The organism is Arthrobacter sp. Soil762 (assembly GCF_001428335.1).
Lineage (GTDB): Bacteria > Actinomycetota > Actinomycetes > Actinomycetales > Micrococcaceae > Arthrobacter.
Map to the genome: position 1 here is coordinate 46064 of NZ_LMSG01000022.1, position 22467 is coordinate 68530.

Genomic DNA, 22467 nt, shown 5'->3' on the forward strand with positions numbered 1-22467 from the left:
CCCGTCCGGGCGGCATCTTCGCCACGGGCGGTCCCGGAAGCATCGCTGCATCCGGCACCTACGGGTCTGGTGGAACGATCTGCTGATCAGTTCAGGGTGTGCTTAAGAGTCTGTCCGGGTCGCCTATAGCCTCACAAGACCCGCCGCGTAAACCCTGTGTAAATTGCGTACAACCCCCCGCAGACGACAAAGGCGGGCCACCTTTCCAGGTGACCCGCCGTCGTCGTGCCTTACAGGCTGTCAGTCGTTGATCAGATCGTGGACCACGATGGTCTGGTCGCGGTCCGGGCCGACGCCGATCGCGGAGAAGCGCGTGCCGGAGAGCTTTTCGAGGGCCAGCACGTAGTTGCGGGCGTTCTCGGGGAGGTCCTCCAGGGTGCGGGCACCGGTGATGTCCTCGGTCCAGCCGTCGAAGTACTCGAAGATGGGCACGGCGTGGTGGAACTCGGTCTGCGTCATCGGCATTTCGTCGTGCCGTACACCGTCGACGTCGTAGGCAACGCAGACCGGGATCTGCTCGATGCCCGTGAGGACGTCCAGCTTGGTGACGAAGTAGTCCGTGAAGCCGTTCACGCGGGAAGCGTGGCGGGCCAGGACGGCGTCGTACCAGCCGCAGCGGCGCGGGCGGCCGGTGTTTACGCCGAACTCGCCACCGGTCTTCTGCAGGTACATGCCCATCTCGTCGAACAGTTCAGTGGGGAACGGTCCGGCGCCAACACGCGTGGTGTAGGCCTTGATGATGCCGATGGAGCGGGAGATCCGGGTGGGGCCGATGCCCGAGCCAACGGACGCGCCGCCGGCGGTCGGGTTGGAGGAGGTCACGAACGGGTAGGTGCCATGGTCCACGTCCAGGAACGTGGCCTGGCCGCCTTCCATAAGCACAACCTTGCCCTCGTCCAGGGCGTTGTTGAGGACCAGGGTGCTGTCGATGACCAGCGGGCGCAGGCGCTCGGCGAAAGCCAGGAAGTAGTCTACGATCTCGTCCACCACAATGTCGCGGCGGTTGTAGACCTTGACCAGGAGCTCGTTCTTCTGGCGCAGGGATCCTTCCACCTTCTGGCGGAGGATGGACTCGTCGAAGACGTCCTGGACGCGGATGCCCAGGCGGGCCACCTTGTCCATGTAGGCGGGGCCGATGCCGCGGCCGGTGGTGCCAATGGCGCGGCTGCCGAGGAAACGCTCGGTGACCTTGTCCAGGACCTGGTGGTAGGGCGCCACGAGGTGCGCGTTCGCGGAGATGCGCAGCTTGGACGTGTCCGCGCCACGGGCTTGCAGGCCTTCGATCTCCTGGAACAGGGCCTCGAGGTTCACCACACAGCCGTTGCCGATGATCGGAATCGCGTTGGGGCTCAAAATGCCGGCCGGAAGGAGTTTGAGCTCATACTTCTCACCGCCTACGACGACGGTATGCCCGGCATTGTTGCCGCCGTTGGGCTTTACGACGTAGTCAACGCGGCCGCCCAGAAGATCGGTGGCCTTGCCTTTTCCTTCGTCGCCCCATTGGGCTCCTACGATCACGATTGCTGGCATGGGATCCTCCCCCATTCGTTCGGGCCGCACAGGTCCGTCCACCGAAATGGCAGTCCTGCGTAGCGCCGTTCATGAGAATGCCCCGAAGGCCATAGCCTGGCCGGACCGCTACGGCGGCCAACCACGCAAGAGTCCGGGGCTCTTACCACCCAAGTTTAGCCGATCAGGGACTTTGTCCACTCAATAGGTGCCCGTGGCCCTTCGCGCGCAGCAAAGGACCACGGGCAGACTTCCCGCGATCTACTACTCGTCGTCAGCCTCCTCGCCGGGACGGGACGTCTGGGTGTCCAGGCTGTCCCAGAAGGACGTATCGGCGTCGGCAATCGAACCGTCAGCGATGGCCGCCGCAGTGGCCGTCAGCGTGGTCACTGTCTGCTGGATCAGGTAACCGTTGCTGCGGAGCCCGAGGGCGTAGCCGTCCAGATAGTGATCAGACATGCCACGCATTTCGAAGAGCAGGGTAGCGATCCCGTACTCCACTGCGATGCCGTTGCGGCTGATGGTCTCGGCGCTGCCGCCCACATACTTGCCCAAGTGGCCCCACCCGGTGGAGTCGACGTTGTTGAAGACCACGGCGCCCAACTGCTTGGACATTTCCACAACAGCCGGATCGGCATTGGGCGTGGTGGGGTACAGGATGGACCCGGAGACCAGCTTTCCGTCGCGTTCACTCCGGGTGCCCTGGTGGTGCAGGTCGATCATGTAGTCAATGTTGTACTTGCGCATGACGTTGTTGTGGAGCGCCTGCGTTTCGGGCTGGATTTTGGCTACGTGGTCACGGTTCAGGTCCACCTCCTCGGCGTTGTACCGCGTCATGTGCCGGTCGCCCTTGGCCAGGTAGTCATCCAGCGGGAAGTTCACATCTCCCATGGCGCCGTCGGCGTTGAGCATGGGAACGATGAGGATGTTCACTCCGTCCAGGATGTCCCCCGATTTCCCGGTCCCCAGGTGTTTCACGAATGCCATGGCACCCTCAGTGGTCAGCTGCTCATTGCCGTGCTGCTGGGTCAGGTACAGGATGGTGGGCTTGGCCGGGTCCGAAATGTACTTCACCAGGTGGATGTCCCGGCCCTTGACAGTCTGGCCGATCACCTCCAGATCCATGGCTGGCTGGCGGGTGTCCTGATCCTTCAGGAAGGAGACCAACTCGTCATAGGTTGCCAGTTTCGAGGTGGTGATCTGGCCGTTGCCGTCATAGTTGGGGCCTTCGCCCACGGCATGGGCCAACGGTGCCGGCGCGGCGAGTGCCGCCAGAACCAGGGCTCCGGATACGGCCACGGTCCTTAGGGTTGCCAGGGTTTTGTTCACGGTACGTTACCTCTTTCGAGTGCATGGAGCGTGCGACCAGCCGCAACGTCCTTATTGCGGACTGTCACAGAAGCCAATCAAGCTAAACGAAAGCTGTCAATTCACTTGACAATGGCCAATTGCCCTATGCCGTCCATCACGGGAGGCTGGGGCCGGGCCCTGCATTTCGCGGGGCTTGCTAAACTGATAGAGATCGACCAGGAATCGGTCCACACCACATTTCAAACCACGCCGGACGGGCGCGCCATCACGCGCCCATTTTCCGGATTGGCAGCATCGCCGAGCCCCGCAGGAGACATTGCACTATATGACAGCCCTGGCCCCCGAATCCCTCCGTGAACAGCTCCTGAGCCGCCGCTACGAGCCCAACGTTGCCGCCGTCAACGAGCTGTGCGATTCCCTGCAGAGCGTCAAGCCCCACACCGAAGTCCCGTACGTCGACCCCATGCACGACGTGGACGAGTGCCGCATCATCAGCCTCTACTCCAACATCGGCGAGGCTGACCCGTCCGGCTTCATCACCGCCGGCGACGAAGACGCCGCCACCCGCATGCTCGGCATCCAGTGGAAGCTGGGCCTGCGCCCCGAGTTCGTGATGCCGTGGAACGTGCACCCGTGGCATACCCCGGGCGAGGTCAACGGCAAGTTCACGCCGGACCAGATTTCCGCCGGCCTCAAGCCGCTGCTGAAGTTCCTCGCCGTGGTCCCCCGCGCCTCCGTGATCGTGGCCCACGGCACCGAAGCCAACCGCCTGGCCAACCTGCTGCTGAAGACCGAAGTTCCGCTGCTCTGGCGGCGCGGGCTGAAGACCTACAAGGTCCGCTCCCTCAGCGGCCGCGCCTTCGCCGGGACGCCCGCGCGGCAGGAACAGTACCTCGAGGAAATGCGCGTCGTCTACACCGACGCCATGGCCCGCACAGGGCTCGCGAAGGTCTAACCACCGGAACGCTCAACCACCGTACGACGGCGGGCGGTCACCTTTTCTTCTAAAGGTGACCGCCCACCCGCACCCGCACCCTCACCTCGCAAGCTCGGCCAGGGAACCCTGCGGGCGTGGGCCCATGGAGTCTTACTTTCGATACCTTCCTCAGCCCGCGGTAAGCAGGTCCTTGAGTTCGTCCTGGATCAGCGAAGCGCCGTAGCTGCTGTAGAAGATCCAGTCGGCATCGGCGTCGCCGATGTTCTCGGCGGAGATCTCCGCCGCCAGCTCGTCTATGTCCTGGTTCTCCGGCCGGGCGATGCCGGCGTCCGTCAGGCTCACGCCGATGATCGATTTGTTGGCGAAGGGCGGATCTTGCCCGGCAAGAAGCGGACCAGGGAGACCCTCTGGTCGTCCGGGACTGCAGCCTTCAGTTCGTCGGCCTTGGCCTGGTAGGCGTTGAGCGCGGCGACCGCCTCGGTCTCCTCGCCCAGTGCCTCGCCAGCGAACAGGAAGTTTTCCTTCCACAGAAACACCCGTGGCTATACCTTGGTGGCGGTACTCCACGACCTCAACCACGCCAGCCGTTACGCGGACAACATCGTGGCCATGAAGGACGGGCGGGTGGTGGCCGAGGGCGCGCCGGCCGACGTCATTACCGAGGAACTGGTGGAAGAAGTCTTCGGGCTGCCCTGCCGAGTCATCGAAGACCCCGTCTCGCTCACCCCGCTGGTCATCCCGCTGGGCCGGCCAGCGCATGCCGAAATGGCCAGGTAGGTGTCCCTCCCCAACCGCTCCCTCACCTCGCAAGCTCGGTCAGGGAACCCTGCGGTCGTGGGCCCGGCTCAACCACCGGAAATTACGACGGCGGGCGGCCACCTTTCTAAAAAGGTGACCGCCACTTACCCTCGATGGCTGCCTTGGCTGCCGGGTCCGAGTCGTTGAGGAACTTCTCGATGCGTTCCGGTTCCTCGGCTTCGCCGATGGCCGCGGACGCGCGGCCCAGCGAGTAGAGCGCGCGCAGGAAGCCCTGGTTGGGCTCGTGCTCCCAAGGAATGGGACCCACGCCGCGCCAGCCGTTGCGGCGCAGCGAGTCCAGCCCGCGGTGGTAGCCAACGCGCGAGTAGGCGTAGGAATCGATGGTGCGGCCCTCGGCCCACGCCTCCTCCGCCAGGACAGCCCACAACAGCGACGATGTGGGGTGCTTTTCCACCAGGTCCAGGGCTTCGGCGCCGGCGTCCAGCTGCGCGTAGACGTCGGTCTCGGCAGGCAGGAGCGTTGGCTCCGGGCCCATGAGGTTCTTGCGGAACTCGCCGGACATTCCTAGAAGGTCTTTCCAGCGGAACCCAGCTGCTTGGTTGCCTCGACGACGCGGGCGGACAGGCCCGCCTCGGCGGAGGCACCCCAGACGCGCGGATCGTAGAGCTTCTTGTTGCCCACTTCGCCGTCAACCTTAAGCACGCCGTCGTAGTTCTTGAACATGTGGTCCACTACGGGACGCGTGTACGCGTACTGGGTGTCGGTGTCGATGTTCATCTTGATCACACCATAGGAGACGGCGTCGGCGATCTCCTGGTCGGAGGAACCGGAGCCGCCGTGGAATACGAGGTCGAACGGGCTGTTCTTGCCAAGTTTGGCTCCCACTTGGGCCTGGATGTCCTTGAGGATCTCCGGGCGCAGCTTCACACCACCGGGCTTGTACACGCCGTGCACGTTGCCGAAGGTCAGGGCCGTGATGTAGCGGCCGTTCTCGCCGGCGCCGAGGGCTTCAATGGTGGCCAGGGCGTCCTCCACCGTGGTGTACAGCTTGTCGTTGATGGCGTTTTCCACGCCGTCTTCCTCGCCGCCCACGATGCCGATTTCAACTTCGAGGATCATCTTCGCGGCGGCGGTGCGTTCCAGCAGTTCGCGCGCGGTGCTGAGGTTCTCGTTGAGCGGCTCGTGGGAACCGTCCCACATGTGCGAGTTGAAGATCGGGTTGCGGCCGGCCTTGACCTCGGCCTCCGAAGCTGCGAGCAGCGGCAGGACAAAGCCGTCCAGCTTGTCCTTGGGGCAGTGGTCGGTGTGGAGGGCAATATTGACGCCGTAGTTCTTGGCAACTTCCCGGGCGAACGCGGCGAAGCCGAGCGAACCGGCCACCATGTCCTTGGTGGCCGCGCCGGACCAGTAGGCGGCTCCGCCGGTGGACACCTGGACGATGCCGTCGGACTCAGCCTCGGCGAAGCCGCGCAGTGCGGCGTTCAGCGTCTGCGAGGAGGTGACGTTAACGGCCGGGAATGCATAGCCTCCGGCCTTCGCACGGTCGATCATCTCGGAGTAGATCTCTGGGGTTGCAATGGGCATGGTGACTCCTATGCTGAGTTTTCGTCTATGGGTTGTGACCCTGGAGAGTAGACCTCTTACGGCTAGCCACTATCCTAGCCATTTCTGTGCAGGGGCAGTGTTTCGGGTCACGCGGGCCGGTAACACTTACGCGCACACGCCGCAGAAGTGGCGCGGGTCAGACGGGCTGGCTGAAAACGTGCCGGCGGATCCAGGCGTGCATGGCGATCGCGGCGGCGGAGGCGGCGTTGATGGAGCGGGTGGAGCCGAACTGCTCGATGGACAGGGTTGCCAGGGCCGCTTCGTGGACCTCCGGCGTCAGCCCGGGCCCCTCCTGGCCGAACACCAGGACGCAGTCCTTGGGCAGCTCATACGTCTCCAGGGGCACGGAGTCGGGGAAGATGTCGATCCCGATGATCGCGAGCCCCTCCCCCTGCGCCCACACCACAAAGTCCTCCACGGTGGGGTGGTGGCGGACGTGCTGGTAACGGTCGGTGACCATCGCCCCGCGCCTGTTCCACCGGCGTCGTCCGATGATGTGGACTTCCTTGGCGAGGAAGGCGTTGGCGGTGCGCACCACGGTGCCGATGTTGAGGTCGTGCTGCCAGTTTTCGATGGCGATGTGGAAGTTGTGCCGCTTCGAATCGAGGTCCGCCACGATCGCGTCATGCTTCCAGTACCGGTACTGGTCCACCACGTTGCGGCGGTCGCCGTCTGCGAGCAGGTCCGGATCCCAGTGGTCACCTTCCGGCCACGAACCCTCCCAGGGCCCGACGCCGACCTCCGCCTTTGGCTCCGGCGCCTCCTCGGGCGCTGGCTCCTCCGCTGGAATCGGATGAGGTTCGACTGGGTTTCCGGGCGTTTGTTTCACCCCTCAACACTAGACTGGACCACTGGAGCATTCATCACCGGCGGAGGTAAACGTGGCAGAAGCAGACCAGGTACAGGGTTCACCGGCGGTTTACCGCAGCGGCCAGGAGATCGAATGCTGGCTGACAGACATGGACGGCGTACTCGTCCACGAAAACCAGGCCGTCCCCGGGGCCGCCGAACTGATCCAGCGCTGGGTGGACACGTCCAAGCGGTTCCTGGTGCTGACGAACAACTCGATCTTCACGCCCCGCGACCTGGCCGCCAGGCTGCGTGCTTCCGGGCTGGAGATCCCCGAGGAGAACATCTGGACGTCCGCGCTGGCCACCGCCACCTTCCTGAAGGACCAGGTGCGGGGTTCCGGTTCCGGGAACCGCGCCTACACCATCGGCGAGGCAGGGCTGACGACGGCACTGCACGAGGCAGGCTTCATCCTCACCGACCAGGACCCGGACTACGTGGTGCTCGGTGAAACCCGTACGTACTCCTTTGAGGCCATCACCATGGCCATCCGCCTGATCCTGGCCGGGGCCCGCTTTATTGCCACCAACCCGGACGCCACCGGCCCGTCCAAGGACGGCCCCATGCCCGCGACGGGCGCCATCGCCGCGCTCATCACGAAGGCCACCGGCCGGGAACCGTACATTGTGGGCAAGCCGAATCCCATGATGTTCCGGTCCGCCATGAACCAGATCGATGCGCACTCCGAGACCACGGCCATGATCGGGGACCGGATGGACACCGACATCATCGCCGGCATGGAGGCAGGCCTGCACACGGTCCTGGTCCTCAGCGGCATTACGCAGCGCGAAGACATTGCCGCCTACCCGTTCCGGCCCAACCAGGTACTGGACTCCGTGGCCGACCTGAAGAACCAGATCTAAAAGACCGTCACCTTCGAGCCACCGCGGGGCAGCGGGAAAAAGTCGTCCATCAGCCACTCCACGATGGGCCGGTAGATGAGCGGATTCCAGCCCGGGCTCGCGTGCGCCGGCAGAGCCCCGTCCGTTTGCAGGTCCATGGAGACCATGTGGGGTTGGAACGCTGCCGACCACGCGTCCTTGGCCGTCTGGTACCGGACCGTGCGGTCTTTCGGGTTGCCGATGTACGCCATCCGCGTGGCGTCGAGCTTGTCCACAAACCGGTTTCCGTCGAAGTGGTAGATGTAGGCCGACTCCGACTGGATGAGCACACTGGACGGGGCGATCGGGGACAGCTGCTCCATGGTCTGGTCCAGGATCTGCCGCCAGGTCCGCTCGTCTTTGTGGATGACGCGCTCCCCCAGTTCGTAGCTGCCGCGGACCACGGACGGGACCCGGAAGCCGCTCTCATACAGGAACACCACACCGTCGAACCAGCTCTCGTCCAGAACGTCGCTGCGGCTGTAGGGGCTGGAGTCCAGCAGGATGAAATCCACCTCCACGCCGTGGAATTCCCGGAGCCGCGCTGCCACCTGGGTGGCCACCATGCCGCCGAAGCTGTGGCCGTAGAAAAAAAGCTTGGTCAGCTTTTTGGCCCGAACATGTTCGATGACGGCGATTACCACCTCGTCGATGTCCAGCCCTAGGTTGGAATAGCCGACGGCGGCCAGCTGGCCGCGCTTGTTCAGCGCACCACGCATTGCGTTCAGGATCCAGAGCGCCTCTTCCCAGCTGGTCTTGTAGCCGGGGAAGAGGAACCAGCTGGCGTTCGGGTAGTAGGCGTCGGCGAAGTCGTCCGCGACCTGCAGTATCCGGTTGACCTGCCGCTCCGCCTGGACCCGGCGGGTGACCAGCATGTCCGCTGCCAGCAGGGCCGAGGCGCCCGTGCCGGCCAGGAACCCACGGCGCGAAAACCGCTTGAGTGCGGCGGCATTGGCCAGCAGCCGGGCTTGATGAGCTCCTGGCTGTTCCTGCGGATCTGCTTCCCCCCTGTACGGCACACCTCTACCGTAGCCACAGCTGAAGCCGCCGCTGCAACCCCGGCCTCGGGCAACCCTGGGCGGGAGCGGCCGCTGTACCCGCTGAAGGGGCCGAACCCGCCAGGAGAGGCAGTGCTATGAGACGCCGGGCTAGGAGAGGCCCAGCTCGTCCTTGCCGAAGGCGAACAGGTACGGGACGCCGGTCTCGGCTTCGATTCTTTCCTTGGAGCCAGTGTCCCGGTCCACGATGACGGCCACGGCAACCACGTTGCCACCGGCCTTCCGGACACCCTCAACGGCAGTGAGTGCGGAGCCTCCTGTGGTGGACGTATCCTCCAGTACCAGAACCTTGCGGCCCTCAACCGACGGGCCTTCAACCTGGCGGCCCATGCCGTAGGACTTCTGGGCCTTGCGGACCACAAACGCGTCCACGGTGCGGCCGGCGTCCACCGCAGCGTGCATAACGGCGGTGCCCACGGGGTCAGCACCCATGGTCAGGCCACCGGCGCACTCAAAGTCGATCCCGGCGTCGTCCGTCAGCGCCAGCATGACCTGGCCCACCAGCTTGGAGGCCTCGTGGTGCAGCGTGATGCGGCGCAGGTCGATGTAGTAGTCGGCCTCGGCACCGCTGGAGAGGATGACCTTGCCGCGGACCACGGCAAGTTCCTTGATCAGTTCCAGCAGGCGGGCACGGGCAGCGGCAGCGTCAAGAGGGGAAGTCATGGTGTCCAGTTTAGCGGCGGGCGAAGCCTGGCGCGTGCTCCGGCAGCGGCCCGAAAGCGACAAGCCGCGGCATCAGCCTCCGCACCACCGGGACATGCCGCAGGACAACCAGGAGGGCCGGCGGAGGCCCGGGCATCCGCCCGGCGAACAACGGAACAAACACAGCCCGGTGCAGGATGCGCTGGACAGTCTGGACAACCAGGGTGGGCATCCGGCGCCGCCGTTCCACCGCGGCCAGATCCTTCGCGCCCACCTGCCGCCGGAGGAGTGCCGGCGCCAGGCGGGTTGCTCCCGCCACTGCGTCCTGGATGGCGAGGTTGATGCCCACGCCGCCCACAGGGGACATGGCATGCGCAGCGTCGCCGATGCACAGCAGCCCGTCCACATGCCAGCGCCGCAGCCGGTCCAGCCGCACATCCAGCCAGTGCAGGTCCTCAAGGGAACGGATCGAGTCCACGCGGTCCGCCAGGTCAGGGCGCAGTGCCGCCACTCGCTCCCTGAACCGTTCAACCCCCTCGGAACGGATCCGTGCGTCCGCTCCCTTGGGGGCGAGGTAACCCATTTGGTAGTAGTCGTCACGGAAAAGCGCGATCATCGCTTCGCGGCCCCGGAAGGCCGGAACGATGCCTGCCACCGCTCCTTTTTCGGAAGCATGGCGCGGCAGCCTGAACCACCAGGTGTCGAACGGGACCGGGAAGTCCTTTGGCTGCAAACCGGCGGCCCGGCGCAGCACTGAATGGCGCCCGTCGGTCGCCACCACGACGTCCGCGCGGAGTGCATGTTCACCGCCATCAGGTGTCCGGTAGCGCACGCCGGTGACGCGGCCGCCGTCGAGCACTAACGACGTTGCTTCATGCTCCATGAGAAGCGTGAACGTGGGTTCGCGCGCGGCCTCGGTGGCCAGGAAATTCAGGAAATCCCACTGCGGCATCATGGCAATGTAGTTATACGGGGGCTTCAGCGACGCGAAATCACCGAGGGTCACCATGCCTGCGCCAGGGACGGGGAACGCGACGCGGTTGAGCCTGCTCTGCGGGAGCCTCCGGAATGCGTCGCCCAAGCCCAGCTCGTCAATCAGCCTGATGGTGGAGGCATGCACGGTGTCGCCGCGGAAATCCCGCAGGAAGTCGCCGTGCTTTTCGAGGACCGTGACCTCCACCCCGGCACGGGCCAGGAGCAGCCCCAGCATCGTCCCCGCCGGCCCGCCGCCAACAACGGCGCACCCCGTTCGCTCCATGCACTAACGGTACGCCGCACGTGAAGTGGCCGCACTCGCCTGGTTTGGGACGCGGAAATGGCCCCATGACGCAGAAATGGACTGGCGCTACGCGTATCCGCGTAGCGCCAGTCCAGCTGCGAGTCGTCAGTCTAAAACCGCAGCGATGTCCCTACAGCCGGGTGTCGAAGGAATCGCAAAAGACATTCTCGTTGAACGTCCCCTGGAACTCGGACTTGCCCATGATCTTCTCGATCGTGGCCCGGATGGCCTCAACAGTTCCCGCATGGGCGTGGATGGCGGTCTTGACCATCGGAACGTCAATAAGGTGGTTGGGCTGGTTCAGCGAGACGAACACGGTGGGGACCTCGGTGACGTACCACGGGATTTCCGCGGCCATCGGGGTGGACCACTTGATCCGGATGGCCGCTTCCTGGGCGAAGCCCTTGACGTTGGCGAAGACAAACGCCGCGTCATACTTGTCCGCGTAGTCGCCGGTGGCTTCCTCGGAGATGATCGACATAAAGTTCACGCCGGTCTCCCCTGCTGCTTCGCGCTGATCGGCAGTCTTGAACAGGTGCACCTCGAAGCCGGCTTTCTCCAGCTCCTCCTTTACCGTGTCCAGGTAGGCCAGCGGGTCCGCCCGGGTGAAGTCCGAGCCGCCGGAGATACCGTACAGGCGGATCCGTTTGTGCGTTTCCGGCCGGATGGGCAGGTTGTGCGCGGTGTCCTTGACCAGGGTGACGGTCTTGTCCGCGATCTCGGCGGCGATGGCCCGGTGGGCGTCGCTGCCGATCACAGCGAGTGCGTCCACGGGCGGAACCAGTTCGTTGCGGTCCTTGAGGTGCAGCCCCAGCGAGGCCTTGAGGGCCAGGATGCGGCGCAGGGCGTCATGCAGGCGCTGCTCCGTGATGACGCCGGACTTGTAGCCGTCCAGCATGTACTGGAAGTCTTCGTCGGCGTTGCGGAAGAACAGGAACATGTCGCAGCCGGCGGCAATGGTCGCAGGAACCAGGTCCTTGCGCTTCATGGCCTGGGTGAGCCCGATCATCTGCGAGGCGTCCGTGAGGATGAGCCCGTTGAAGCCGAGCTCGCCGCGCAGCAGGTCCCGGAGCAGCTCCGGGGCCAGGGTGGCGGGCAGGATGTCCTTGTCCGCCAGGCCCGGGCGGAAGTGCCGGGAAAGCTCCGGCGCGCCGATGTGCCCGATCATGATGGACTGCACGCCGTGCCCAATCATTTCGCGGTACACGTGGCCATACGTCCTGTTCCACTCGTCGTAGCCGAGGGTGTTGTAGGACGTGACCACGTGCTGGTCGCGCTCGTCCATGCCGTCGCCCGGGAAGTGCTTCATGGCACAGGCAGTGGGTGATTCACTGATCCCGTCGAAGTATTCCTTGGCCCGCTCCACCACGATCTCCGGCGTGTTGCCGAAGGCCCGGGTGGAGATGACCGTGTTCCGCCAGTTGTAGTGGATGTCCACGATCGGGGCGAAGGCCCAGTTGCAGCCCAGGGCCGCGGTTTCGACGCCGGCAACCTGCCCCATCCGGCGTGCGATGGACTTGTCCGGGTGCGAACCTGCCTGCAGGTGCGTGGACACAAACGTGCCGTCGTCGCAGCTTCCGGCGCCACCCATTTCCGGGTTGGACGCCACCAGCAGCGGCACCTTGGACTTCGACTGCGCGTGCCGGATGTGTTCCTGCACGGCAGCGGACGGGCCTGGCCGGTAACGCATGCCGCCAACGTGGAAGTTCTCCAGCACACCGTCGAGGTACTCCGGGGAGTAGTCGTTGTTGTGGTTGATGAACAGCTGCCCGATCTTTTCCTCAAGCGTCATCGATTCCAGGGTGGTGTTCACCCAGGTGATCGCTGCGTCGTCGAGGTTGAACGGCGCGGCCTGGAGGTCGACGTCGAACTGGCCCACTGGGGTGCCAGCGGCACCATGGGTGGAGCTTCCGACGGCGGCAGTCACGGCCGCCGCTATGCCCGCGAGCGCGTCGGCCACCACCTGGTCCACGGGACCGGCGATGTCCACCACAATGCCTGCCTCATCGGCTTCGAGCGCTTCGAGGGTGGCCAGCTGGGATTCCAGCAGCGCTGCCGGCATGAAGTGCCCGGAGCGGCCTTCCAGCCGCGACCCCAGGACTTCCTTGCTGCCGTGCAGGTGAAGGAAGACCGTATCCGGCGCCGTGGCACGGATGGCGTCGCGGTAACCGCGGCGAAGAGCCGAGCAGGCCAGAACCAAGCCGCCCTTGGCAGCTGCCAGTTCATTGCCCACCGTGGCAAGCCACGGCCAGCGGTCCTCGTCGGTCAGCGGAGTGCCAGCTGCCATCTTGGCGACGTTCTCCACCGGGTGGAGGGAATCGCCGTCGAGGAACTGGACGCCCAGCTCGCGGGCCACCAGGTCACCGATGGTGGTCTTGCCGCAGCCGGAGACGCCCATAACGATGACGCGGGGACCCGTAGCTCCTCCTGCTGGGGCGGGCGATGTCGCGGCGGTCACCAGTCGTGCACCGTTCCGTCTACCAGGCGGTTGTACGGCAGGTAGGCCTGCTGGTACGGGTACGCTGCCGCGGCTTCCTCGTTGAATTCGACGCCGATGCCAGGCTTGTCGCCCGGGTGCAGGTAGCCGTCCTTGAAGGTCATGGACTGCTCGAAGACCTCGTTGGTCTTGTCCGAGTGCTGCATGTATTCCTGGATGCCGTAGTTGTGGATGGCCAGGCCCACGTGCAGCTGGGCGGCGAAGCCCACCGGGGAAATGTCCGTGGGGCCGTGGAAGCCGGACTTGATCTGGTACTGGGCGGCGAAGTCCATGACCTTCTTCAGCGGGGAGATGCCGCCGAAGTGGGTGGAGGCAGCGCGGACGTAGTCGATCAGCTGTTCCTTGATCAGGGTCTGGTAGTCCCACACGGTGTTGAAGATTTCACCGATGGCCAGCGGGGTGGTGGTGTGCTGGCGGACCAGGCGCAGGCCCTCCTGGTTTTCGGCTGGGGTGCAGTCCTCGAGCCAGAAGAGATCGTACGGTTCCAGGGCCTTGCCGAGCTTGGCGGCCTGGATGGGCGTCATGCGGTGGTGGCCGTCGTGCAGCAGCGGGATTTCCGGGCCGAACTCGTTGCGCACGGCTTCAAAGACGGTGGGCAGGTGGCGCAGGTAGGCGCGGGTGTCCCAGTCCTCTTCCTGCGGGAACGCGCCACGGCCGGCGGGTTCGTAGTCGTAGCGTTCGCCCGAGGCCTGGGCCTGCGCGGCCACCCCGTAGACGGCCTTGATGCCGGGGACAGCGGTCTGGATGCGGATGGACTTGTAACCGAGTTCCAGGTGCTCACGGACCGAGTCGAACAGCGACTCGAGGTCAGCGCCGGACGCGTGGCCATAGGCGCGCAGGCCGTTGCGTGAAGCGCCGCCCAGGAGCTGGTAGACCGGCATGTTCGCCATCTTGCCCTTGATGTCCCACAGGGCCATGTCCACGGCGGCGATGGCCGCCATGGTCACCGGCCCGCGGCGCCAGTAGGAGCTGCGGTACAGGAACTGCCAGGTGTCCTCGATCTTGTGCGGATCCTTGCCGATCAGCAGCTGGGCCACGTGCTCTTTGAGGTACGCGGCAACAGCCAGTTCGCGGCCGTTCAGGGTGGCGTCACCGATGCCGGTGACCCCGTCGTCCGTAGTGATGCGCAGGGTCACGAAGTTACGTGACGGGCTTGTCACGAAGACTTCAGCGGCAATGATTTTCACGGCAGATCCTTTCGGGGACTTCTGGTCAGATGGTGGTGCTGGAAGTTAGTGGCCGGCAGTTTTGCCGGCGACAACCGGCGTGCCGGCGTCAGCGGCAGTGGCGTCAGCGGCAGTGGCGTCAGCGGCGTCGCCGGCGCCCACAGTTTTGGTCCGGCGTTCCTGGATCTCCTTGAGGATCTCCGCGTGCTTGGTGTCGGTCAGGGTGTACTTGGACATTACTAATACGGCAAGGATAGTCAGCACGGCAGGGATCGCGCCCGCCGCAATCTGAATGCCGAACAGGGCGTCCGCGGTCTGGGCCGCGCCGGACTTGTAGCCGCCCAGCGCCAGGGCGTAGGCCGCCAGGGCGCCGCCCACAGCCTGGCCAGACTTGCGGGTGAAGGAGAACAGCGCGTAGGTGATTCCCTCGGTGCGGACACCGGTCCGCCATTCGCCGTACTCCACCGTGTCGGCTTCCAAGGCCCACACCACGATGTTGACGGCGAGGACACCCACGAGGCTGATCACGAGGCCGGTGAAGCCCATCCAGACCTGGCCGGCCGGGGTGAAGAAGATGATCGCGCCGCCGAGGACGGTGACCAGCGAGGAGTAGATGTAGACGCTCTTTTTGCCGACGTTGCGGACCAGCCTGGGCATAAAGGCGGCCAGGAAGAAGGTGAGCGCCAGCTGGATGATGGACAGTACGGGGTAAAGGTCCAGGCGGCCCAGGACGTCGCGCAGGTAGTACAGCTGCACGGAGGTCAGGGCGAGGTAGCCAGAGAGGAAGAAGAACGAGCTGAGGCACAGCATCATGAGGGGCTTGTTGCCCTTGAGGGTTTCCACACTCTGCTTGAACGTCACCTTGGGGACCGCTCGATGCACGCGCTCCTTGGCGGTCAAGGCCGTGAAGAAGTACAGCGCCGTTCCGATGACTACGAAGACCACGGTGATGGTGGTGAACGTCGACTGGAGGTCGGCGCCCGGCTTGATCAGCGGTGCAACGAAAATACCCAGGGCAGAGCCCACCAGCAGTGCACCCACCATGCGGGCCGAGCCCAGCTTTGCGCGCTCTCCCGGATCCTGCGTCATAGCGCCGGCCAGCGAGCCGTACGGAATGTTCACGAGGCTGTAGGCAAGGCCAAGGGCTGCGTACGTGACGTACGCGTACAGCAGTGTGCCGGATTCACCCAACTGCGGGACGGAGAACGTTGCCACGCTCAGCAGGAGCAGCGGGATGGAGCCGAACATGATGAACGGACGGAACTTGCCGAAGCGCTTGCTGTAGGTCCGGTCTACGAGCCGGCCGGCGAACACGTCAGCGAAAGCGTCAAAGAGCCTGACTACCAGCAGCAGGGTTCCGGCAGCCGCTGCGGAGATGCCGGCAACGTCGGTGTAGTACACCAGCAGGAACATGGTGGCGGTGGTGAAGGCAAGGTTGTTGGCTGCATCGCCGGCGCCATAGCCGACGATGCTGAGCTTGTTTAGCTGTTTCATGAATTGGGCTCCTTTACCCTTGCCGCCGTGTAGGCCAGCGAAAATTTATTGAAATGCTATGAAGCAGTGAATCCTTGGCGATGCTGCAGTGGGGAGAATCCGCATCCGGCGGGCGTACCGCACGGTGTTTCTCGTTGCCTGTAATCCTAGTCACTTGGCAATAAAATGGCAAGCGGTTGCCAGATATTTCTGTTGAAGCTTCACAAAACTGCACGTGATCGAAACAGCGCTGCCCGGTCCAGGAGCCTGGACCGGGCAGTGCTGTTCTTTATGCAGCAGAGAACGCTAGTTTGGCGTGGTGCTTAGGAGCCTGCCGCGAATGTGCCGAGCAGGCCGGAAACGAGCTCCACTACGGCGTCGTCCGCTGCGACGGCAGGATCCACCAGCGCCAGGACAGCACGCACGCGCTCCGTGCCTTCCAGCTGGTTGGCCGCGGCCACTTCAGTTGCCAGCGGATCGTGGAATGTGTCGGCCGCTGCGCTGAAATCAATCCAGGCAGCGATCATCAGTGCCGCAGCAGCACCGGACCTGCCCTGGGCCCGTTCCGCCTGGAGGACGGGCACGGCCCGCATGCGCAGCTTGGTGCTGCCGTCCATGGCGATCTGGGCCAGGTGGTGGGCAATGCGTGCGTTGCTAAAGCGGGCCAGCAGTGCCGCGCGGTACGCCGGAATCTGCAGGTCCGCGCCGCCGGCCGCGGTGCCTGCGAGGTTCGCTTCGGCCTCGTCCCAGAAGCTTTCGACGGCGTTCAGGCACTGCGGGTCCGCGAGGGCCTGCGCCACCGTGGTGTGTCCGCGGAGCTGGCCGGCGTAGGCCAGCAGGGAATGGGCGCCGTTCAGGAGCCACAGCTTGCGGTTCTCGTAGGGCTCGATGTGGTCAACGAAGACCGCGCCGGCATCCTCCCAGCGCGGACGGCCGGCCGGGAAGTCGCCGCTGAGCACCCAGTTGGTGAAGGGCTCAGCCACTACCGGCGAGTTGTCGCGGTAGCCGCAGGCGGCCTCGACGGCGGCGATGTCAGCCTCCGTGGTGCGCGGCGTGATGCGGTCCACGGACGTGCTGACAAAACTGACGTTTTCCTCGACCCAGGCAGCGAGCTCCGCATTCCAGGCCTGCGCCAGACCCGCCACGGCGTTGCGGGCCACCGTGCCGTTGTTGGCGAGGTTGTCGCAGCAGACAACGGCGAGCGGCCCAGCACCGGCAGCCCGGCGCGCGGCGAGGGCGAACACAAGCCGTCCCAGCGGCGTCGACGGGTTTCCGCTGCCGGAAGCCAGCAGCGCAAGGTCGCTGGCGACGTCGGACGCTGTAGTGTCCAGCTGTCCGTCGGCACCGAGCCGGTACGCCGCTTCGGTGACTGTGAGGGTGACCATGGCGGTGGCAGGCGCCGAAACGAGCTCTGCGAGCCGCTGCACGTCCGCACCGTCCACCGCTTCAACGATGCTGCCGACGACGGAGAACGAGTCGCCGCTGTCAGCGCGCTCCACGAGCGTGAAGAGGCCGTCCTGCTCGGCAAGAGCCAAGGCAGCGTCCGGGCGGCGGCCGGTGAAGGCGGCAATGCCCCAGTCCGCGGCGTCGCTGGCCTGGCTGGTGTACCAGGCCTGGTGCGAGCGGTGGAAGGCGCCGAGTCCGAGGTGGACGATCCGCACCGGCGGCTTGGCGGAAGCGTGGACGGTCCGGTTCAGCTGCGGAAGGGATTCCGCAGCCTTGCCTGTGGCGTCGGCCTGCTCGATACTCACAGTTTGAAAACCCTTCGCGGGGAGGAATCGACGGTGTCCACGATGATTTCGTGGGCGCGGTCTTCACTGACACGGTGTTCGGCCACGAGGCGGGCCAGGAAGGAAGCCTCGATCCGGCGGGACGCATCGTGGCGGGCGGGGATGGAGCAGAAGGCCCTGGTGTCGTCGATGAAACCGGAGGAGCGGGAGAAACCGGCCGTTTCGGTCACAGCGGAGCGGAACCGGAGCATTGCATCCGGGGCGTCCAGGAACCACCACGGTGCGCCGAGGTAGACGGACGGGTAGAAGCCGGCCAGCGGCGCTAGCTCGCGGGAAAACACGGTTTCGTCCAGCGTGAACAGCACCAGGTGGAAGTCCTTGGCCGTGCCGAAGTCCTGCAGCAGCGGCCGGATGGCCTCGGTGTAGTTGGTGGCGAACGGGATGTCGTGGCCGGTGTCCGCGCCGAAGGCCTCGAACGTGGGCGTGTGGTGGTTCCGGAACGAGCCCGGGTGGATGGTCATGACCAGGCCGTCCTCGACCGACATACGACCCATCTGGTACATCATGTGGGCTTCGAAGGTGTTGCGGTCCTCGGCGGTGGCCTTGCCGGCGCGGGCGAGCTCGAAGATGCGCTCGGCTTCAGCGCTGTCCAGCTTGAGCGTTGCCGGGGTGGCCACACCGTGGTCTGCCGAGACTGCGCCGTGCTCCACGAAGTAGCGGCGGCGGTTTTCCAAGGCGGTGATGTAGCCCGCGTAGCCGTTGGCGCCGTCTCCGGCGGTTTCAATCAGGCGGTCAACGTTGGCGCTCCAGGTGGGGTGCGCAATGTTCAGGTAGGCGTCCGGGCGGAACGTCGGCAGGACTCGGCCGTTGAAGGTGGCGTCCTCCGCGATGGCCTTGTGGCTGGCGAGGTTATCCAGCGGATCGTCCGTGGTGGCCAGGACCTCGATGTTGAAGTCCTTGAACAGCTGGCGGGGACGGAAGCCCGGCTCCACGAGTTTGGCGGCTATGGCGTCATAGCTGGCATCAGCGGACATCTCGCCCAGGTCTGCGCCCAGGTTGAAAACGCTGTCGAACTGATTGCGCAGCCAGTAGCCGGAGGCCGTGCCCTCGAAGAGCGGCCAGGCATCCACGAACGTGCGCCAGATTTCGCGTGACCCGGGCGCGGTGGGACCGCCGGCCCGCAGCTTGTCCAGGGAGGCGCCGTTGGCATGGATCAGGCGCGTGACGTAGTGGTCCGGGCTGACGAGCAGCGCGGCAGGGTCAGGGAACGGCGTGTTGTGCTCGATGACGGCGGCGTCAACGTGGCCATGCGGGGAGATGATGGGGAGGTCCTGTACGCGCGCCAGGAGGTCCCGCGCAATGCTGCGCGTTCCTGGGTCCGCGGGCAGGAGCCTGTCTGGGTTGGACGCAATCGACTGTGACATAGATCAATAATCTGCCTGGCACCGGGTTTTGTCAACCGGTTGCCATCATTTGCCAAATGTTGGAATCGGCCCTGCCAGGACTCACTTCGCGGGCAGGATCCTGCCGCTGGACCCGCGCAGCACCAGCTCAGTCTCCACGCTCAAGGTGCCTGTCTGTGCCCCGCTTCCGTGAAGAAAGTCCAGCAAGCGCTTGGCGGCCGCCTCGCCGCACTCCCCCAGCGGCGAACGCACGGTGGTGAGCGGTGGCGTGGTGAAATCCGCGCCGAAAATGTCGTCAAAGCCGATGATGCTGATGTGGTCGGGCACCACCACGCCGGCAGCCTGGAGCTCCTGCATGAGCCCGATGGCCAGCAGGTCGTTGTATGTCAGGACCGCGGTGGCGCCGCTGGCGCGGACGTCACGCGCAGTCTTCCGGCCGCCGTCGACCGTTGGTTTGGTGGATTCGAGCCGCACTGCCTTGAGCCGGGACCAGTCGCAGGCTGCCTGCACACCCTCCCACCGGCGTTCGGACATCCAGGATTGCGGCGGCCCCGCCACGTAGGCAACCTTCGTGTGGCCGTTGGCGGCCAGGCTGCGGACCGCCTCGCTGATCCCCTTGTTGACGTCCGGCACCACGCACGGCACGCCCTCCACTTCGCGGTTGATGACCACCACGGGTTTGTCCCGGGCCAGGGCGCGGATGTTGTCATCGTCCATGCGCGGGCTGGCAAGAATAAGGCCGTCCACGGTGGCCATGAGCCGCCGGGCGGCAGTCAGCTCAGTTGCCGAGGACTCCGCCGACTCGGCGAGCACCAGGGTGTAATCCCGGCCGGTTGCAGTGGTCTCGGCGCCGCGGATGATGTCAAAGAAGGTGGGGTTCGTAATGTCCGCGACGATGAGGCCGAACGTATTGGTCTTGCCCGTGGGAAGGGCGCGTGCGAACGGATTGACCTGGTAGTTGAGCTCGGCGGCCGCATCCTCGATGAGCTTCTGTGTTTTGGAGCTGACCCTGCCCGGCTTGCTGAGCGCCCGGGAAACCGTGGACGCGTTGACGCCGGCCATCTTGGCGATGTCGTAGATGGTGGCGTTGGATTTGCCGTCGCGGGCGTGCTTTTTGACCGAGCCCGTTGATGGGGCGGTGTCCGGCGTTTGGGGTTCAGTCACCGCCCCATCCTAACGATGAAACCGCTCAAGCAGGTCGCAGCTGTGGCCGTTTTGATGGTCCAAAACGGCCACAGCGGCTAGTCGGCTTCGCTGCTCGCCCAGGAGTTACGCGCGCTGCGCGAACTTGCCCTCTTCGGCGATGCGCTTGTTGAGCTCGGCAAGGAACTCGTTCTCGTCGAAGTCCAGTCCAACTTCCTTGCCGGTCCAGGCGGAAAGGTGGATGGCGTTGGCCAGGCGGACTCCGTTAATGCCGTCCGAGCCCGGAGCCAGCAGCGGTGTGCCGTCCAGGATGTTGGCGGCGAAGTTCTCCAGGACACCGGCGTGCTGCCCACCCCACGCGGACTCGAACTCAATGACCTCGGTGGTGTAGTACTCCTCCGGGTTGAGCTCGCCCATAAAGAGCTTGCGGACATCGTCCATGCCCATGCCGTCACTGAGTTCGCGCTCGGGCTTGTGCAAGCGCGTCACGGTGGCGGTCTTGCTGCCTTCGACGACGATCTTGCCCTGGTCCCCCAGGATTTCGAAACGATCGGTCCCGATCAGATCGTGCGTGGCGGTGACAAAAACACCGGTAACGCCGTCTCCGTAATCAACCACGGCAGTCACTTCATCTTCGACGGCGATGTCGCGGCGGAAGCCGAAGGCAACCTTGGAATAGACGGACTTCGGCACGCCGCAGATCCACTGCCACAGGTCCAGCTGGTGCGGCGCCTGGTTGACCAGGACGCCGCCGCCTTCGCCGCCCCACGTCGCGCGCCATTCGCTGGAGTTGTAGTAGCCCTGCGGACGCCACCAGTTGGTGATGATCCAGTTGCTGCGGCGGATCTTGCCGATCTCGCCGTTTTCCACAATCTCTTTGAGCTTCTTGTACAGCGGGTTGTTGCGCTGGTTGAACATAATGCCGAAGGAGAGTTCCGGCTTGGAGGCTGCGAACTCGTTCAGTTCCTTGACCTGCTTGGTGTAGACGCCGGCCGGCTTCTCCAGCAGCGCGTGGATGTTGCGCTGGAGGGTCTCGATGCCCATTTCGGGGTGCAGGAAGTGCGGCACGCAGGTCACAACGGCGTCAACGTCGCCGCTTTCCAGCATGGCGATGTAGTCGTTATAGAAAGGTGCGTCCGGGTACGTGGCCGTGGCCAGTTCCTTCTTGGCCGGATCGGTGTCGCAGATGGCTCCGATCACCATGTTGGGGACCATGCCGTCCGTGATGAACTTGGCGTAGGCGCCGCCCTGCTGGCCCAGGCCGATGATGCCGAGGCGTACTTTCTTGCTCACAGTTATTTGTCCTTTTTTGTTGGTTGAGCTTGTCGAAACCAGAAGTGGGTCCGCTTAGAAGAGATCGGTCTGGCCCAGGGCAACCAGGTTGTCGTAGGAGGTCTGCAGCGCTTCCCAGACCGTGCGGCCATAGAGTTCGTCCTGCTCCACCAGCAGGTACTGGGCGCCGGCAGCCTGCGCGGCCGGAATGATGGAGGCGAAATCGAGGTTGCCTTCGCCCACTTCGGCGAACTGGACGACGTTCTTGAACTCCGCCATGAATCCGGCGACGTCCCCTGAGTCCAGCATCCCGAAGGCGGACTCGGGCAGTTCGCCGATGCGGTAGTCCTTGAGGTGGACCATGGCCGTGCGGCCGGCGTACTTTTCGAGCGTGCGGACCGGGTCCAGGCCGCCGCGCTGGACCCAGTGCACGTCGATTTCCATGCCCATGGCCGGGGAGTTCTCGGCGATGATGTCCAGCATGTACTTGCCGTCGAACTTCGCGAATTCGATGTGGTGGTTGTGGTAATACAGGCCCAGGCCCTGCTCCTGCAGCCGTTCTGCGTATTCGTTCGCCTGCTTGGCGAAGTCAACGACGGCGCCAATCGACTTCATCGCGGGGAACGGCAGCATGCCGATCCGCAGCAGTTTCGAATCCAGCCGCTTGGCGTCCTCGACGATCTTGTCGAAGTGCTCCGCCAGGGAGTCGCCGGGCCGGCCTTTGGGGGTCTCCATGGCCACGGACAGGGCGGCGATGTCCATGCCCAGCTCGCTGCGGGAGCGGTCCAGCTCGGCGACGTTTTCCGGCGTCATCGGGATCTGGGAGATCTCGACGGCGTTGTAGCCGATGCCGCTGACCTTGCGGAGCGTTTCGAATGCCCCGAGTTCGGTGAAGCTGTCCTTCAGCATCATTGCCTGTACGCCAATTTTGGCCACTTTTTCCTCCATGGTTT

20 protein-coding genes and 1 pseudogene are annotated in these 22467 nt (G+C 64.9%); 3 read left to right on the plus strand and 18 right to left on the minus strand.

All coding sequences use genetic code 11. From position 1 onward, the window contains the following. Positions 1-240: 240 nt before the first annotated feature. Both ASG77_RS19070 and ASG77_RS19075 read right to left on the minus strand, forming a co-directional pair. Entirely contained in the window at positions 241-1530 is a 1290-nt protein-coding gene (locus tag ASG77_RS19070; RefSeq protein WP_056348633.1) for an adenylosuccinate synthase, read from the minus strand. Between the two features lie 243 nt (positions 1531-1773). After that, positions 1774-2838: a M14 family zinc carboxypeptidase gene (locus ASG77_RS19075; protein ID WP_056348635.1), complete on the minus strand. Its 1065-nt coding sequence runs from the start codon at positions 2836-2838 to the stop codon at positions 1774-1776. 307 nt (positions 2839-3145) lie between these two features. On the opposite strand from ASG77_RS19075, the gene ASG77_RS19080 reads away from it, so the two are divergent. After that, on the plus strand, positions 3146-3775 hold the full coding sequence (locus ASG77_RS19080) for a uracil-DNA glycosylase (protein WP_056348638.1): 630 nt from the start codon (positions 3146-3148) through the stop codon (positions 3773-3775). Between the two features lie 150 nt (positions 3776-3925). On the opposite strand, the gene ASG77_RS22735 is transcribed toward ASG77_RS19080, so the two are convergent. Both ASG77_RS22735 and ASG77_RS22740 read right to left on the minus strand, forming a co-directional pair. Continuing rightward, the gene (locus ASG77_RS22735; RefSeq protein ID WP_235564677.1) at positions 3926-4099 is read right to left on the minus strand and encodes a hypothetical protein; all 174 of its coding nucleotides are present in this window, start codon (positions 4097-4099) and stop codon (positions 3926-3928) included. Beyond that, entirely contained in the window at positions 4096-4293 is a 198-nt protein-coding gene (locus ASG77_RS22740) for a hypothetical protein (RefSeq protein WP_056348641.1), read from the minus strand. The genes ASG77_RS22735 and ASG77_RS22740 overlap by 4 nt, the downstream gene beginning before the upstream one ends. A 1-nt stretch (position 4294) precedes the next feature. On the opposite strand from ASG77_RS22740, the pseudogene fecE reads away from it, so the two are divergent. Beyond that, a pseudogene (gene fecE, locus ASG77_RS19090) lies at positions 4295-4534 on the plus strand (Fe(3+) dicitrate ABC transporter ATP-binding protein FecE); the annotation flags it as partial. A 106-nt stretch (positions 4535-4640) separates the two neighbouring features. Here the strand turns inward: fecE and ASG77_RS19095 are convergent. The 3 genes from ASG77_RS19095 to ASG77_RS19105 form a co-directional block, all read right to left on the minus strand. After that, positions 4641-5078: a DUF3151 domain-containing protein gene (locus ASG77_RS19095; RefSeq protein WP_056348646.1), complete on the minus strand. Its 438-nt coding sequence runs from the start codon at positions 5076-5078 to the stop codon at positions 4641-4643. Positions 5079-5080: 2 nt separating this feature from the next. Further along, positions 5081-6100 carry a class II fructose-bisphosphate aldolase gene (gene fbaA / locus ASG77_RS19100; protein ID WP_056348649.1) on the minus strand — a complete coding sequence of 340 codons (1020 nt, stop codon included), beginning with the start codon at positions 6098-6100 and terminating at the stop codon, positions 5081-5083. A 157-nt stretch (positions 6101-6257) separates the two neighbouring features. After that, positions 6258-6950: a TrmH family RNA methyltransferase gene (locus tag ASG77_RS19105; RefSeq protein WP_056348652.1), complete on the minus strand. Its 693-nt coding sequence runs from the start codon at positions 6948-6950 to the stop codon at positions 6258-6260. 52 nt (positions 6951-7002) lie between these two features. Here ASG77_RS19105 and ASG77_RS19110 point away from each other — a divergent pair, with 52 nt between their 5' ends. Then, positions 7003-7833 carry an HAD-IIA family hydrolase gene (locus ASG77_RS19110; RefSeq protein ID WP_200950813.1) on the plus strand — a complete coding sequence of 277 codons (831 nt, stop codon included), beginning with the start codon at positions 7003-7005 and terminating at the stop codon, positions 7831-7833. Here the strand turns inward: ASG77_RS19110 and ASG77_RS19115 are convergent. From ASG77_RS19115 to ASG77_RS19165, 11 genes are all read right to left on the minus strand, one after another. Beyond that, positions 7830-8870, minus strand: a complete 1041-nt coding sequence (locus tag ASG77_RS19115) for an alpha/beta fold hydrolase (RefSeq protein WP_056348657.1) — start codon at positions 8868-8870, stop codon at positions 7830-7832. The two genes, ASG77_RS19110 and ASG77_RS19115, sit on opposite strands and share 4 nt — an antisense overlap. Positions 8871-8999: 129 nt before the next feature. Then, on the minus strand, positions 9000-9572 hold the full coding sequence (gene pyrE / locus ASG77_RS19120) for an orotate phosphoribosyltransferase (protein WP_056348661.1): 573 nt from the start codon (positions 9570-9572) through the stop codon (positions 9000-9002). Between the two features lie 10 nt (positions 9573-9582). Further along, entirely contained in the window at positions 9583-10809 is a 1227-nt protein-coding gene (locus ASG77_RS19125) for an FAD-dependent oxidoreductase (RefSeq protein ID WP_056348664.1), read from the minus strand. Between the two features lie 151 nt (positions 10810-10960). Next, the gene (locus tag ASG77_RS19130) at positions 10961-13228 is read right to left on the minus strand and encodes a gluconokinase, GntK/IdnK-type (RefSeq protein ID WP_056348666.1); all 2268 of its coding nucleotides are present in this window, start codon (positions 13226-13228) and stop codon (positions 10961-10963) included. 56 nt (positions 13229-13284) lie between these two features. Beyond that, complete coding sequence (manD, locus tag ASG77_RS19135; RefSeq protein ID WP_056348669.1) at positions 13285-14514, minus strand: D-mannonate dehydratase ManD; 1230 nt, start codon at positions 14512-14514, stop codon at positions 13285-13287. A gap of 45 nt (positions 14515-14559) precedes the next feature. Further along, positions 14560-15987: a glucuronide transporter gene (gene uidB, locus ASG77_RS19140; RefSeq protein WP_056348673.1), complete on the minus strand. Its 1428-nt coding sequence runs from the start codon at positions 15985-15987 to the stop codon at positions 14560-14562. Between the two features lie 302 nt (positions 15988-16289). After that, positions 16290-17717, minus strand: a complete 1428-nt coding sequence (locus ASG77_RS19145) for a mannitol dehydrogenase family protein (RefSeq protein ID WP_235564678.1) — start codon at positions 17715-17717, stop codon at positions 16290-16292. Further along, positions 17714-19120, minus strand: a complete 1407-nt coding sequence (gene uxaC, locus ASG77_RS19150) for a glucuronate isomerase (protein WP_056348676.1) — start codon at positions 19118-19120, stop codon at positions 17714-17716. The genes ASG77_RS19145 and uxaC overlap by 4 nt, the downstream gene beginning before the upstream one ends. Positions 19121-19201: 81 nt before the next feature. Continuing rightward, positions 19202-20263 carry a LacI family DNA-binding transcriptional regulator gene (locus ASG77_RS19155; RefSeq protein ID WP_056348680.1) on the minus strand — a complete coding sequence of 354 codons (1062 nt, stop codon included), beginning with the start codon at positions 20261-20263 and terminating at the stop codon, positions 19202-19204. 105 nt (positions 20264-20368) lie between these two features. Next, on the minus strand, positions 20369-21535 hold the full coding sequence (locus tag ASG77_RS19160; RefSeq protein WP_056348684.1) for a Gfo/Idh/MocA family protein: 1167 nt from the start codon (positions 21533-21535) through the stop codon (positions 20369-20371). Between the two features lie 54 nt (positions 21536-21589). After that, positions 21590-22450 (minus strand): sugar phosphate isomerase/epimerase family protein, encoded by an 861-nt coding sequence (locus ASG77_RS19165; protein ID WP_235564679.1) that lies wholly within the window; start codon positions 22448-22450, stop codon positions 21590-21592. Positions 22451-22467: the final 17 nt, after the last annotated feature.